Below are 15,248 nucleotides of genomic sequence, written 5' to 3' on the forward strand. Positions count from 1 at the left end.
TTTACATTTCAAGCTTATTCACTTTGTTAATCATTTGAACTCCATGAACTAATGTTGCTCCACTTTTAATTGCTGCTCCAACATGAACAGCTTCCATCATTTCTTCCTTTGTAATTCCTCTTTGTAATCCGTCTTTAGTATAGGCATCTATACAATAAGGGCATTGTTCAGTATGAGCTACAGCTAATGCAATTAATGACTTTTCTCTGGCAGTTAAAGCTCCTTCTTCAAAGACTTTTCCATAATAGTCAAAGAACTTGTTCCCAAGTTCTTCGCTCCATTCTGTAATGTTGCCAAACTTTCGCAAGTCGGCTGGATCATAATATGTTTTTGACATAAAAAATTTATTTACCGTTCAAACTCCAATCGTAAGGTAGGTATTTTATTTTAGCTTTTTTGTTTACAGGGGTATCCGCATATTTGTTAATGTAATCTATTACAGAACCATTAGCCGTGAAATCTCCTTTGAACCAATTAAATATCTCTGAAATTTGTACTTTTTTCTTAGTGAGTTTGTTTTTTGTTGGATCATTTATAAACTCTTTCATTAATCTTTCTAACTCCAACTCTATGTTGTCTTCAGTAAAAGCAACATTCGCTAATTTAGGACACGATCCCGAGGCACAATTCACACCAACGTGAATCCTTGGGTCTTTAAATTTTTTGCGTAAAATCTCATGTTCTATATGGTCTAAGGTGTATGTTTTTCCGCTAACTTTTGCAAAGTCATATTTCCAAACAGTTTTACCCCCTTTTTTGATATTTGTAATACTTTTAAGAGGATAATTGTCTAGGATAATTTTAATCGTATATGCATTATAAGCGTTGATCCAAAAAGCTTTTTCTTTATCTGCAGACCATGTCTTGTCTGGAGATGTTTTGTTCAGGTAAGAAAGATAATTGTCTAACTGACTTTCGTTGGCTTTTAAAGCTTTATAATCTACATTTCCATTAGCATCTACATGTTTTTGTAATAAACTATTAAATGTTGAAGATTGAGCGTAGCTATAGACAATGACTAGGGTTAGAAAAAGTGTCAGAAATTGTTTCATCATTTTTGTTCTTAATTATGTCAATTTAGACGAAAGAACATTGAGTTAATTACAGGGAAAAATAAATTTGATTTAGTTGCCAATTTTGTTGATCTCTTTTTTTACTTCTACCATTATTTTTTCATGAATCTCTTCACCTTTTTTCAAGCCAAAGTACTTTCTAAACGCATACACTACTAGATATAAAATTGGAGTATCTAAGGCAGCTATCATGATTTTAAAAATAACTCCGCTAATCAAAAGTCCAGTAAAATTATCCCAAGAAATGATTCCGAAAGAACATAGGAGCAACAACACTGTGAGTGTATCTACTATTTGAGATGAAAACGTAGAAAAGTTATTACGCAGCCACAAATGTTTTCCTTTGGTTAAGTTTTTCCAAAAATGATAGATTCGGATATCGATAAACTGAGCAGACAAATATGCTAGCATAGATGCGAGCACAGCCAATGGAGCAGCTCCAAAAACGTTGACAAAGGTTTGGTCATCTACTGGAGACCAAGGTGTGGCAGGAACTTCTTTAGAAACATAAATGATTGCCAATGAAAAAAAGGAAGCAAAAATACCCGCAATTACAACTTGATTGGCTTTTCTTTTGCCATAGATTTCTGATAAAATATCTGTGATTAAAAATGTGATTGGATAAGGAAGCAACCCTACAGAAACTTCAAATAGTTTAGATCCAAAAATTTCAGCATCAAAAGGATACCAATAAAAGAATTTTTGAAAAATTAAATTAGAGGTTACTAAAGAAGCAATGAATAAAGCTGCTAAAATCAAATAAATAACCTCAGCATGTGATTTTTTTTGTTCTGTCATAAAACAAAGATAATATTCTATTACAGATATTTAAAAGCTATTAGGTTGGAAAAGAAATTCCTATTTTTGCGGCATCAAACAACGAAATTAAATTTATATGAAAGCATATATTTTTCCTGGACAAGGAGCACAGTTTACAGGAATGGGATTGGATTTGTACGAAAAATCGAATTTAGCACAAGAGCTTTTTGAGCAAGCTAACAATATTTTAGGTTTTAGCATTACCGATGTAATGTTTGAAGGAACAGCAGAAGAATTAAAGCAAACCAAAGTAACTCAACCTGCTATCTTTTTACACTCAGTAATTTTAGCAAAAGTTTTAGGAGACAGTTTTCAACCAGAAATGGTAGCCGGACATTCTTTAGGAGAATTATCTGCCTTAGTAGCAGCTGGAGTTTTATCTTTTGAAGATGGGTTGAAATTAGTTTCTCAACGTGCAATGGCTATGCAAAAAGCATGTGAGATACAACCATCTACTATGGCGGCTGTTTTAGGATTAGAAGATGAAGTAGTAGAGGGAGTATGTAATGACATTGATGGAGTAGTAGTTGCTGCAAACTATAATTGTCCTGGACAATTAGTGATTTCTGGAGAAGTTGATGCAATAAATAAAGCCTGTGAAGTTTTAACTGAAAAAGGAGCTAGAAGAGCCTTGGTATTACCAGTAGGAGGAGCTTTTCATTCTCCAATGATGGAACCTGCAAGAGAAGAATTAGCAGCGGCTATTGAGGCAACTCATTTTAATGAGCCTGCTTGCCCAGTGTATCAGAATGTACCAGCAAGAGCAGTAAATAGTGCTTCAGAGATTAAAGAAAATTTGATTGCTCAGTTAACGGCACCTGTAAAATGGACACAATCTATTCAAGCAATGATTGCTGATGGAGGAATCGAATTTATTGAGGTAGGACCAGGTAAAGTATTACAGGGTTTGATGCGTAAGATAGATAGAAGTGTAGCGGCTAGTGGAGCTAGTTTGGAAGCATAATCTTAAAAATAAAAATATGAAAGCCCGCTCATTAGAGCGGGCTTTTTTTATTCTCTACTTCAATAAAGAGTATGAGTATTAATGCTTAATAAATTTCGTTGATTTATTGAGTGTTTTACTTTTAATAACAATAGTGTAAAGGCCTTTTTTAAGGTTAGAAATATTAAATGATTTTTTACCTGATATTTTCATTACTCTTCGTCCACTCATATCAATAATATCAATTTGAAGGTCGCTAACTGAGGTAGTATTGTAATTAATGTTTAAAATGTCTGAAGTAGGGTTAGGGTACAACAGTATATCTTCAGGAATTTCCTTAGTAGAGTCACTTAAGACTGACCTACTACAAGAAATTAAAGCATCACCTGCAATATTCCATCCGTTAGTAGCAGTGAGTGTATTTCTAGCTGCAATTGCTGAAGTAGAACAGTAGGTTCTACCCAAGGCTCCAAAAAGGATGTTTTGTTGTAAGCTAGTAAGATTAGACCATCCAATTAAAGTGTTTTCATAATTTGTAGTTGAAACAGAAGTATTATCTAACATGTCGTCCATATTGGTAACATTGCTTACATCCCAAGAACCTAAGTCTTGATTAAAATCAGTAGCTTGTTTAAACATACGCTTCATATTAGTTGCATTGCTTACATCCCAACCAGAAATGTCTCCATTAAATGACCTTGCGCCTCTAAACATTTCATAAAAATTCGTTTTATTGCTCATATCGTCATTCCATCCACTTAAATCTTGGTTAAAATCGAAAGCTTCTAAGAACATTCCTTGAATAGCGCCTGCATTTAATGTCCATTTCCCTATGGGTTGATTGAACCTCCAAGCTCTGTGAAATAAGTAGTTCATGTTTCCTACAGAGCTTACATCCCAATTACTGATGTCATGGTTAAAATAATAAGCACTTTGAAACATTGAATACATATCTGTAACATTACCTACATTCCAATTTCCAATATATTGGTTAAAAGTTGTAAAAGAAAATGTACTTCTCATGGTTGTCACATTAGAAGTGTCCCATTCACCAATAATCCCATTAAATGCTGAAGCAAAATAAAAAACATGGTTCATGTTGGTAACATTGATTGTGTTCCAGTTATTCCAATTGGTTGGACTTAATGTGCTACAGCGAGAAAAAGCTAAATACATGCTAGTAACTATTCTTAAATCAGGAGCATCTTTTGCTGTAACTTCTAAATTTGAGCATCCATAAAAGGCTCTTTCCAATGTAGACCATTTGATATCACCCCACTGACTTACATCTGTAATCTTTGTTCTATCACCAGAATTATTAAAGTAAACTCTCAAGTTATCATCTGACTTTATTCTAACTTTATGAGTGCCAGCACTAGCAAAGGTGTGACTTTGAAATCCTGAAACACCTGTTGTTTCAAATATTCCGTCATCATCCCAGTCGATGTCGTAAGGTCCACCAATGATTGGAAACGTTATTGATTCATTAGCCGTAGTAGTTTGCCAATCGGTAATAAAAAAAGCAGCTTCGCAATTAAGAGTGTCTCCAGAAATAGTCCAACCATTGTTTGTCAGGTTTTGACGCCCTGTAACAGAGGCTGTAGAGCAATAAATTCTTCCTAAGGCTCCTAATGGAACATTGGTTTGAACAGATTGACTTCCCCATCCAATTAATATAGATTCATAGTTAGCTGTAGAAATATCTGTATTGTCTAACATATCATCCATATCTGTTACTTGGTCAATATCCCAAGCCCCTAAATCTTGATTAAAACGAGTGGCATCTTTAAACATAAACTTCATGTTTGTTGCACTAGAAACATTCCAACCACTGATGTCTTGATTGAAATTTTTAGCGCCTCTAAACATTTCATAAAAGTTCGTTTTGTTTTGCATATAGCTATTCCATCCACTAAGATCTTGATTAAAATCATAAGCTTCTAAGAACATTCCTTGGATGGCACCTGCATTTAATTCCCATTGACCGATAGGTTGGTTGAATTTCCAAGCTCTATGAAACATGTAGTTCATATTTCCTACAGAGCTTACATCCCAATTACTAATATCTTGGTTAAAGTAATAGGCGCTTTGAAACATTGAATACATGTTAGTTACATTACTTACATCCCATCCAGAAATATCTTGATTGAAAACAGTGAAACTAAACATATTACTCATATTAGTTACATTACTTACGTTCCAGCTAGAAATATCTGCATTAAAACTCCCTGATAACTTAAAAAGACTATTCATATTAGTTATAGTACTTACGTCCCAATTGTTTAATGAAGTAGTTTTTAAATTTGAACAGTATGCAAAACTGAGAGTCATATCTGTTACACCAGACAAATCAGGAGCATCTGTAGCTAGAATATCTAAATTTGAACAACCATAATATGCTTTGTTCATAGAAGACCATGGAGTAATACCCCATTGATTGATTTCAAGAATTTTATCTTTATCACCTGAGTTGTTAAAATAAATTCGAAATGAATTGGATGTTGCTTCAATAGTGATTTTGTGCTGTCCAGGAGTTACGTAAATATGACTTTGATATCCACTTACATTTGTAGCATCCCAATTTCCATCATCATCCCAATCAATATTATAAGTTCCTGTATGAACAGGAATAGTAATTGATTCGTTAGAAGTAGTTGTTTCCCATGTGGTTATATAATAATCACTTTGAGATTGAGCAATTGCTGCAAAGGCTGTTAAAAATAGACATAAAAATAAGAGGGTAATTTTTTTCATAATAGTAATAATTTGATTTTAGAAAATTAAGTATAGGGACATCAACGATTCTTGTTTGATGAATATTAAACAAGGCGTAAGGGGGCAAAATAATAATTGGAAATATTTCATAGCTTTTAGTCATGTCCAATTCAATGACATACTAAAGCTACAAAAAAATAAAGTAGAAAATATTAAGGATATACTAAAAAACTAAAATTATTGTTCCATCTGCCATTTCCAAGCAGAAGCAAGAGCTTCTTCTATAGTTTTCTCTGCTTTCCATCCTAATTCTTCGTTGGCTAAGTTAGTATCTGCATAAGCAGCGGTTATATCTCCTTCTCTTCTCTCAACGATTTTATAATTCAGTTTTGTATTAGATACTTTTTCAAATGCTTGAATAACTTCTAAGACAGAACTTCCCTTTCCAGTTCCTACATTAAAAACTTCAAATTCAGTTTTATTATTGTTTTTTAGTAATCTTTCTAGGGCAGCAATATGTGCTTTTGCTAAATCTACAACATGAATATAATCTCGAATAGCTGTTCCGTCTTGGGTTGGGTAATCACCTCCAAAAACAGAAAGCTCTTTCCTTATTCCTACTGCGGTTTGTGTAACATAAGGAATTAAATTCTGCGGAACTCCCAATGGTAATTCACCTATTTTGGCAGAATTGTGAGCTCCAATTGGATTAAAATAACGCAATGCAATTGCAGCAAGGTTATCTGCAATGCAACTTTCTTTTATAATTTCTTCTCCTATTTGTTTGGTATTTCCATAGGGAGATTCTGCTGGTTTTATTGGAGCTTTTTCAGTAATAGGAAGCTCATCTGCTTGACCGTAGACTGTACAAGAAGAGCTAAAAATAAAATTTGTAAGTTGATGCTTCTTCATCTCTTGTAAAATATATACAAGAGTTGTGATGTTGTTTTCGTAATACTTTAGAGGTTGTTCAACACTTTCGCCAACAGCTTTTGAAGCAGCGAAATGAATAATACCATCTATTTTTTGTTGTTGAAAAAAATGCTGAACTTTTTCTTTGCTTTTAAGGTCTATGTTATAGTAATCAGGTCTTTTACCTGTTATAGATTCAATATTATCAAGAACTTCAATTTTAGAATTGGACAGATTATCTATAATTACAACATTATATCCCGAACTTTGAAGCTCTACTACTGTGTGAGAGCCTATAAAACCCAATCCGCCTGTTACTAAGATTCTACTCATGTTTTGAAATTATCCTACAAAATCTAAAACAGTTTTTGTAATAAACTCTAACTGCTCTTTGCTTAATTCTGTATGCATTGGTAAAGAAATTACAGTTTCTACCAATTGATTTGTTATTGTGAAATCTTCTTCATTATACCTTTCGTCTTGATAAGCTTTTTGTTTGTGCAATTGAACTGGATAATAGATTGCATTCGGAATACCATTGTCTAACAAATGCTTGTGTAAAGTATCTCTCTTTCCGTTTGTAATTTGTATAGTATACTGATGAAAAACATGTGTAGAAAATTCACTTACTGCAGGTGTAACTATATTAGAATTTGAAGAAAATGCATTAGTATAATATGCAGCAGCTTCTCTACGAGCATCGCAATATGCATCCAAATAAGGAAGTTTAGCTTTTAAGACGGCTGCTTGAATACTATCTAGTCTAGAATTAACACCAATAACATCATGATAATAACGTTTGTACATTCCATGATTTACCATTCCTCTAATGATATGTGCTAAATCATCGTCATTTGTAAAAATAGCTCCACCGTCACCATAACAACCTAAGTTTTTTGAAGGGAAAAAAGAGGTGGTTCCAACATGTCCGATGGTTCCTGCTTTCTTTTTTGAGCCATCTAAAAAAGTATAGTCAGCACCAATTGCCTGAGCAGTATCTTCAATTACATATAAGTTATGCTCTTTTGCAACTTGCATTACAGCATCCATATTAGCACATTGCCCAAATAAATGAACAGGAACAATTGCCTTTGTCTTTGGCGTAATAGCTTTTTTTAAGGCTTCGATGTCAATATTGAAAGTATCTGCTTCAACATCTACTAAAACAGGAGTTAATTTTAACAAAGCAATTACTTCTACAGTTGCAGCAAAAGTGAAATCTGCAGTAATAACTTCATCTCCTTGCTCAAGGCCTAAACCCATCATTGCAATTTGCAAAGCATCAGTTCCATTCGCGCAAGGGATAACATGCTTTACATCTAAATATTCTTCTAAATCTGCTTGAAATTCTTTGACATATGGTCCATTAATAAAAGCTGAAGATTCTAAAACTTCTTCTATTGAATTTGTTACAGTGTTTTTAATTTTTTCATACTGACCCTTTAGGTCAACCATCTGAATTTTTTTCATCGAAGGCTTGTTTTTCTTGTCTTCAAAAATACAACTTAAATCTGTTATCTTTGAGAAAAATCAAATAGTTCTGTATGAAAGTTTTCAAAAAAACACTCAAAATTCTTGTTGTTATAATTCTCCTTATAGTAGTTGGAGGCTGGCTTTATTCTAGAAGTTTACATCCAACGTATCATGGAGAGTTAGAATTAGCTAATCTCTCTGATGAAGTAACGGTTTATTTTGATAATAATGGAGTTCCACATATCAATGCTCAAAATCAGAAAGATGCATACAGAACTTTAGGATATGTTCATGCACAAGACAGGCTTTGGCAAATGGAGTTGATTCGTAGAATTGCACCTGGAAGATTGTCTGAAGTATTAGGTAAAAAATTAGTTGAAGTAGATATGTTTTTTTCAGGATTAGGAATTGAAGAAGATGCTCATAAAGCTATTGAAAAACTAGATAAGAACTCAAAAGCGTATCAATTTACAATGGCGTATTTGGATGGAATAAATCAATTTATTGATGAAGGGCCTACACCTATTGAATTTTTATTGTTAGGTGTAAAAAAGGAGAAATATAACATCAATGATGTATACAATGTATTTGGTTATATGTCTTTTAGTTTTGCTATGGCTCAAAAAACAGATCCGCTCTTAACGGAAATTAAAGAGAAATTAGGAAATGCTTATTTAGAAGAGTTAAATATTCCAATCAATGAGAATACTGCTATTATAAAGAATGAAAAGAACCCTCAAATAAATGCTGAGGTGTCAAGAGCAATGAATCAAATTTATGAAAGCTTACCAGTATCTGCATTTATTGGTAGTAACTCATGGGTAATTGGAGCTGACAAAACACAAAATGGGAAAGTAATTTTTGCTAACGACCCACATATAGGATTTTCGCAACCTTCAGTTTGGTATCAATCACACATAAAGACTCCAGATTATGAAATGTATGGTTATAATTTAGCATTAACTCCTTTCGCCTTATTAGGTCATAATAGAAATTATGCCTACGGATTAACCATGTTTGAGAATGATGATATCGATTTTTATTTCGAAGAAAATAACCCTAACAATGAAAATGAGTATAAAACATCTGAGGGTTATAAAAAATATGAACTACTAGAGAAAACAATTAAAATAAAAGATCAGTCTGATACTACTTTTCAAGTAAAAATAAGTCAACATGGCCCAATCATGAATGAACTTTTAAAAGAGATTCATGATAAAAGACCAATTGCAATGCAATGGATCTACACAAAGTTAGATAACAAGATTTTGGACGTTGCTTATCAAATGTCGCATGCCAGTTCACTTGATGAGTTTAAAGACGGAGCTAAATTGTTACATGCTCCGGGATTAAATATTATGTATGGAGATGCGAACAATAATATCGCATGGTTTGCCTCTGGAAAATTATATAAGTATCGTGATTCGTTAAACACAAAACTTGTTTTGAATGGAGTAGAAGGAAAAGATGAAATTCTAGAATATTTAGATTTTGAACAAAATCCTCAGGCTATAAACCCAGGATGGGGTTATGTATACTCGGCAAATAATCAACCTGATACTATTGCAGGAATTCTATATCCTGGTTATTATTTACCTGAAGATAGAGGACATAGAATAGAGCAATTGTTAGAAGCTAAAAATGATTGGACGAAAGAAGATGTTCAGAAAATGATTTTTGATGTTACTTCGCCAATAGTAGGAAAGAATATTGAAAATATGGTAGGAAGTCTTGAAACTTCTGATTTTTCTGAGAACGAGCAAAAAGCATTAGAAGTTTTAAATGAATGGAATGGAGAATATGCTAAAGAGAAGAATGCTCCTACGATTTACACTAGATTTTTATATGAGTTTTTAAAGAATACTTTTGAAGATGAATTAGGAGCAAGCTTTTCGGATTTCTTAGGAACTCATTTAATGAAAAGAGTAATTGCTGTTCAGGCAGCTAAAGAAGAATCTGTATGGTGGGACAATGTGAATACTTCAGGAAAAGAAACAAAAAAAGAAATTTTACAAACTTCTTTTAAAAATACTGTATCCTTTTTAGAGAAACAATTAGGAGAGAATATTGAAGAATGGTCTTGGAATAAAGTGGCTTCAGTAGAGCATGGTCATGCTCTTGCTGCTGGAGGAAAAATGTTGCGAAATATGTTTAATATTGGACCGTTTCAAATGGATGGAGGAAATGAAGTGATTAATAATCAACTGTTTAAATTAGATAGCACAGGTTATTATAAAGTACATGCAGGACCATCTACTCGTAGAGTAATCGACTTCTCAGATATAGAAAATAGTGCGAGTATTCTTCCAACTGGACAGTCAGGGAACATTTTTAGTGATCATTATGACGATCAAGCGGAAAAGTATTTGAATGGAGAGTTTGTAAAGATGTTAATGAATGAAGAAGAAATTAAAAAATCAAAAAACAAACTCATTTTTAAAGTAAAGAAATAGCTTAATGTTATATAATAATGCGTTTGTATAAAAATACAAACGCATTACTTTAAACTGTAGTGAAAATTATAGTGATGAAATGCAGCATTGACCATCTACAATAACTCCAGCACACATAAAAGGACCTCCGCCAACTGGAGAGAAAATACACTCATTTTGTGATACCTGCGTGTAATTACTTGTACAATCGCAAATACCATTCATACCTCCGTTAACTTGTTTTTGTTCTGCTTTATTCAAAGCTTTTCCAATGTTTAAAATTGATTTTTTCATGATTAAAATTTTGGGTTTGTTAAATCCCTGAATTTTTAAAGACACTCAGAGTTTATGTCTATCCTTTGCGAGAAATTTTATAAAAGATGAGTCAAGTTGAAAAATTAATTTTTCAACTTGACTTCTCTTATTGTTTACTAGATACAGTAAGGTACTGGCCAAGCATTTGGGTTTCCAGGGATGAATTGACAATTACTGCCATTGTAGTTTGGGTTTGGCACACAGCAATCGTCAGCAGGGTTACAGCAAGGTCTTGGTTTTAAGCCTCCATTTACTTGTTTTTGCTCAGCTTTGTTTAAAGCTTTTCCAATGTTTAAAATTGATTTTTTCATAATTAAAAATTTAAAGGGTTTATTAGGTTCCTTGAACTATTAAAGACACTCAAGGATTGTGTCTGTTCTTTACAAATAAGTTGTAAAGGCTAGAGGCCTACAGCCTCTAGCCACAACTAAAAGCTAATGTTTGCATCTAAAATTGCGAACTTTAAAAAACGATGCAACATTGCTTGATTTTTTTGCATTTGCTTTTTAAGTGCTTAGTTTTAATTGCCTAGACAAAACCAAACAGCTGCATCTCCTAAGCAACATCCATTAGGAGTTGGAAAACCACCACAAGTTGAACATTCTTGAGGGTCAACTTGAGGACAGCCACGTCCGCCTTGGATTTCTTTTAATTCACCTTTGCTTAGGGTGTTTCCGATATTTAAAATTTGTTTTTTCATGTGAAAAAATTTAAAGGGTTTATTAGGTTCCTTGAACTATTAAAGACACTCAAGGTTTGTGTCTAATCTTCGCGAAAGAATATTGTCATATAACAACTCGAATAGAGTTGTTTATGTGTTGCTTAATATGGAATGTTTGACTAGAAGCTAGGTGATTCCGATAAAGAAAAAGTTGATAAGGTATTCTGTATTGATATACAGATTTTAGAAATCGGATTTTTCATAATAATAGGTTTTAAAGTTTTAAAACCCTCGAACATTTAAAGACATTCAAGGTATCTGTCGGGTATTCTTTGCGAGAGAATAATTAATTAATAATATTTTTAAGTTGATAGAAAAAACGATGTATCAAACGTAAATCTTCGGTAATAATCTTAGCCGTTCCTTTCATTTCTTGTCTGAAAGGGATCTTTTTATTATAGGATGTTGTTAGCTCTTTATCTATACTAACGTCAATTAAGTAATTTCCTTGTTGGTTAGGTGCTAAAGAAATAAAAGAGATAGCCCCATTAAGTTCTCCATACTCATCAGAAGGGAAATTTGCTAATTGAATTTGAACCTTTTGATTGATTTTTATTTTTCCTGAATTTGCTGCAGGAGCTTCTATTTTTGCAATATAGGATCGTTCTCTAATCGGAATAATGGTAAAGATTAAATCTCCAGTTTTTACAATCTGATTTTTATCCCATATTGATAGAAAACTCACTTGACCATTAATGTCAGATTTTAACACATATCTTTTTTCCCAATCATTAATTTCTTTTTTTAATTGATAGAAAGATTGAATAGCATTTTTTAAAAGTCTTGAATCTTTTTGTTGCTTTTCTATTGAGGTTCCTTTTAAGTTTTTATTAGAATTGCTAATCAACTCTCTTATTTGAGAAATTGAAGACTCTAAGCTTTTGAGTGCTTTTTCAGATTGAAAGAATTCCAATTCTTTTTGTTCAAATTTTAGTTCTGCAGAAACTCCTTTTTCAAATAATAGTTTTTCTCTTTTTAAACCTTTCTTTTTTAACTCAAACTCTCTTTCGGCTAACTTCTTCTGTTCAATTAGAATTTGCAGCCTAACCTTTGCTTGTGATAAAGAAAACCTATTAGCAATAGATTGGTTTTCATAAGGGTTGAGCCTTTTATTAATATCGTAATCAGAATAGTTGTTTTCAAACTGAGAAAAACTAGGATTGATGTCTCCAAGAATTAATGGAGGTAATACATGGATTGGAAAACTAAAATCGGATTTATCTACTTGAATGGTATCAACGATACTTTTTAATAAAAGAACATCTTTATACAAAGCAGAGTTTTCAATAATGGCAAGGTTCGTTCCTTGTCTGATTGTATCTGTATCTTCCACCAAAATTGCATCAAATTTCCCATTTGAGTTGGCATATAGCTTTTGAGGAGGATTAATGGTAGTTATCATTACTTGAGAAGTAATGGTGTCGGGATATTTTACAAACCAACTTATTGCCAGTAACATAAATACAAATGCAAGAATCAATGTGTTTCCCCAACGTATCATCCAATTAGGGATATGAGTAAGAATTTCTTGAACTTCTTCGCTTCGTATTTCGGTATTTATATGATTTTGAGGCATTTTTATTTGTTATAAATGTCAAGGTCTTATGACCCTAATTCTAACTGATTTTTGACTAAATGATAATAACTTCCTTTTAATTTTATAAGCTCTTGATGATTCCCTTTCTCAATAATCTTCCCTTTTTCTAAAACAACAATTTGATGAGCATTTTTCACAGTGCTTAAGCGGTGTGCGATAACTACAGCTGTTCTGTTTTCAAAAAAAGTGTTAAGGTTTTCCATAATTACTTTTTCATTATTTGCATCCAAAGCCGATGTAGCTTCGTCAAAGAAAAGGTAATTAGGGTCTTTATATACAGATCTAGCTATTAGTAATCGTTGTTTTTGACCTGTACTTAACCCAGAACCTTCATTTCCAATTTTTGTATTATAACCCAAAGGCAACCCTTCTATGTAATCAGAAATATTTGCAACATGAATTGCGTGATGCAATTTTTCTTTATCGATATAATCCTCACCCACAGCAATATTTTTTGCTATGGTGTCATTAAAAATATAACCTTCTTGCATTACTACACCACATTCTTGCCTCCATACTTTTTGAGAGATATTTTGTAAACTAAAACTTTGAACAGCAATGTCACCTTTGTCAGGTTTATAAAAACCTAAAAGAAGTTTCATTAATGTTGTTTTTCCACTTCCGCTAACTCCAACAATTGCAGTAGTTTTATTGGCTGGAATCTCTAGGGTTAAATTATTTAAAACGGGTTCTAAGCCACCAATGTATCTAAAAGAAATATTTTTGATTTTTATTGGCGCATTTTTTGGAATATTAGTTGCTTTATTATCACCTGGTTTTTCTTCATCTTCCATGTTGTGAATTTCACCTAGTCTGTCTAATGAAATCTTAGCGTCTTGAACGTCTCTCATAAAACTTATTAGCTGAGTAATTGGAGAGTTTAACTGACCAACAATATAACTTATAGCCATCATCATACCTAAGGTAATTTCGCCATCAATAACCAATTTGGCAGAGAGTATGGTAATGAGCATATTTTTTAGCTCGTTGATAAAATTTGAACCAACACTTTGAGTTTGTTCTAAAGCAAGGCTCCTTGTTGCAACTTTAAAGAGTCTGGCTTGTACATATTCCCAATTCCATCGCATCCTTTTTTCCGCATTGTGAAGTTTTATCTCTTGCATTCCATTAATGAGCTCAATAACTTTACTTTGTTCTTGACTCACCTCTGAGAAACGTTTGTAATCTAGTTCTTTTCTTTTCTTGAAAAAGAACAAAACCCATCCAAAGTAAAGTAAGCTTCCTAATACAAAAATGCCAAAGATCTGTAAACTGTAATATCCAAGAACTATGCTGAAAATGATGAGGTTAAATAAAGAGAATAGAATATTTAATGAAGATGTGGTTAAAATTCTTTCAATACGTTTGTGATCATTAATTCGTTGTAACAAATCTCCAGTCATTCTTACATCAAAATAGGAGATGGGTAGTTTCATAAGTTTGATGAAAAAGTCGGAAATCAACGAAATATTAATTCGAGTACTTAAATGAAGCAGAATCCAACTTCTTATAATCTCTAACAAAGCTCTTCCTACATAGAGGAACAATTGGGCAATTAAAATTAGATAGACAAAGTTGATATCTTGATTTTTAATACCAACATCAACAACGCTTTGCGTTAAAAAAGGAAAAATTAATTGTAATAAACTTCCAGCCAGAAGGCCGATAACAAGTTGAACAATAAACTTTTTGTACTTAAATAAGTATTTAAATATAAATGAGAAGCCAAATTTTTCGTCTTTGTCAAATTCTTTGTTGTAGAATTTTGGAGTTGGTTCTACCAAAAGAGCAATTCCATCTTCCGTTTTTTCATCTGAATTATTTCCTATCCAGTTTTTTAAAAATTCTTCTTTGGTTAATGTAATTAAACCATGAGCAGGATCAGAAACATAGAACATGTTTTTCTTTATTTTGTACAAAACAACAAAGTGATTTTTGTTCCAATGAAGAATGCATGGTAAAGGGGCTTCTTTTAATTTTTCTAGTGATAGCTTAACTCCCAAAGATTTAAAACCTACAGACTCTACAGCGTCACTTAAACCCATGAGACTGCTTCCTTCTCTTGTTGTTTCACTAAGATCTCGGAGTTGTTGTGTGTTAATTAACTTACCATAATGTTTGGCAATAATTTTAATACACGTTGGGCCACAATCTTTAGCTTCAGTTTGTCTGTAAGAGGGAAATTTCGGCATGCAAATTTTTTTGAATAAAGCTAGGTAATTTAAAGAAAACAAACAAACGTATATCT

13 protein-coding genes are annotated in these 15,248 nt (G+C 32.6%); 2 read left to right on the plus strand and 11 right to left on the minus strand.

What is annotated here, in order from left to right; translation table 11 throughout:
* Position 1 precedes the first annotated feature (1 nt).
* The 3 genes from AAON49_RS13810 to AAON49_RS13820 form a co-directional block, all read right to left on the minus strand.
* Complete coding sequence (locus tag AAON49_RS13810; protein WP_349555419.1) at positions 2-337, minus strand: arsenosugar biosynthesis-associated peroxidase-like protein; 336 nt, start codon at positions 335-337, stop codon at positions 2-4.
* Positions 338-344: 7 nt separating this feature from the next.
* The gene (locus tag AAON49_RS13815) at positions 345-1,052 is read right to left on the minus strand and encodes a DUF547 domain-containing protein (protein ID WP_349555420.1); all 708 of its coding nucleotides are present in this window, start codon (positions 1,050-1,052) and stop codon (positions 345-347) included.
* A gap of 72 nt (positions 1,053-1,124) precedes the next feature.
* Complete coding sequence (locus AAON49_RS13820; RefSeq protein WP_349555421.1) at positions 1,125-1,871, minus strand: queuosine precursor transporter; 747 nt, start codon at positions 1,869-1,871, stop codon at positions 1,125-1,127.
* A 97-nt stretch (positions 1,872-1,968) separates the two neighbouring features.
* Here AAON49_RS13820 and fabD point away from each other — a divergent pair, with 97 nt between their 5' ends.
* A complete protein-coding gene (gene fabD, locus AAON49_RS13825) occupies positions 1,969-2,856 on the plus strand; it encodes an ACP S-malonyltransferase (RefSeq protein WP_349555422.1) in 888 nt (295 codons plus the stop codon).
* Between the two features lie 78 nt (positions 2,857-2,934).
* On the opposite strand, the gene AAON49_RS13830 is transcribed toward fabD, so the two are convergent.
* The 3 genes from AAON49_RS13830 to AAON49_RS13840 all read right to left on the minus strand — a co-directional run bounded on the left by AAON49_RS13830 (position 2,935) and on the right by AAON49_RS13840 (position 7,932).
* The gene (locus tag AAON49_RS13830) at positions 2,935-5,589 is read right to left on the minus strand and encodes a BspA family leucine-rich repeat surface protein (protein WP_349555423.1); all 2,655 of its coding nucleotides are present in this window, start codon (positions 5,587-5,589) and stop codon (positions 2,935-2,937) included.
* A 198-nt stretch (positions 5,590-5,787) separates the two neighbouring features.
* Complete coding sequence (gene galE / locus AAON49_RS13835; RefSeq protein ID WP_349555424.1) at positions 5,788-6,795, minus strand: UDP-glucose 4-epimerase GalE; 1,008 nt, start codon at positions 6,793-6,795, stop codon at positions 5,788-5,790.
* 9 nt (positions 6,796-6,804) lie between these two features.
* On the minus strand, positions 6,805-7,932 hold the full coding sequence (locus AAON49_RS13840) for a DegT/DnrJ/EryC1/StrS family aminotransferase (protein WP_349555425.1): 1,128 nt from the start codon (positions 7,930-7,932) through the stop codon (positions 6,805-6,807).
* Between the two features lie 74 nt (positions 7,933-8,006).
* Here AAON49_RS13840 and AAON49_RS13845 point away from each other — a divergent pair, with 74 nt between their 5' ends.
* Positions 8,007-10,388 carry a penicillin acylase family protein gene (locus tag AAON49_RS13845; RefSeq protein ID WP_349555426.1) on the plus strand — a complete coding sequence of 794 codons (2,382 nt, stop codon included), beginning with the start codon at positions 8,007-8,009 and terminating at the stop codon, positions 10,386-10,388.
* A 66-nt stretch (positions 10,389-10,454) separates the two neighbouring features.
* Here the strand turns inward: AAON49_RS13845 and AAON49_RS13850 are convergent, their stop codons facing one another.
* From AAON49_RS13850 to AAON49_RS13870, 5 genes are all read right to left on the minus strand, one after another.
* A complete protein-coding gene (locus AAON49_RS13850) occupies positions 10,455-10,661 on the minus strand; it encodes a hypothetical protein (protein ID WP_349555428.1) in 207 nt (68 codons plus the stop codon).
* A 137-nt stretch (positions 10,662-10,798) separates the two neighbouring features.
* Positions 10,799-10,993: a hypothetical protein gene (locus AAON49_RS13855; RefSeq protein WP_349555429.1), complete on the minus strand. Its 195-nt coding sequence runs from the start codon at positions 10,991-10,993 to the stop codon at positions 10,799-10,801.
* A gap of 209 nt (positions 10,994-11,202) precedes the next feature.
* Positions 11,203-11,382, minus strand: a complete 180-nt coding sequence (locus AAON49_RS13860) for a hypothetical protein (protein WP_349555431.1) — start codon at positions 11,380-11,382, stop codon at positions 11,203-11,205.
* Between the two features lie 307 nt (positions 11,383-11,689).
* On the minus strand, positions 11,690-12,979 hold the full coding sequence (locus AAON49_RS13865; protein WP_349555433.1) for an HlyD family secretion protein: 1,290 nt from the start codon (positions 12,977-12,979) through the stop codon (positions 11,690-11,692).
* 26 nt (positions 12,980-13,005) lie between these two features.
* A complete protein-coding gene (locus AAON49_RS13870) occupies positions 13,006-15,192 on the minus strand; it encodes a peptidase domain-containing ABC transporter (RefSeq protein WP_349555435.1) in 2,187 nt (728 codons plus the stop codon).
* Positions 15,193-15,248: the final 56 nt, after the last annotated feature.

The sequence above is a fragment of the Pseudotenacibaculum sp. MALMAid0570 genome (assembly GCF_040151415.1).
In the GTDB taxonomy this organism is placed as follows: domain Bacteria; phylum Bacteroidota; class Bacteroidia; order Flavobacteriales; family Flavobacteriaceae; genus Polaribacter.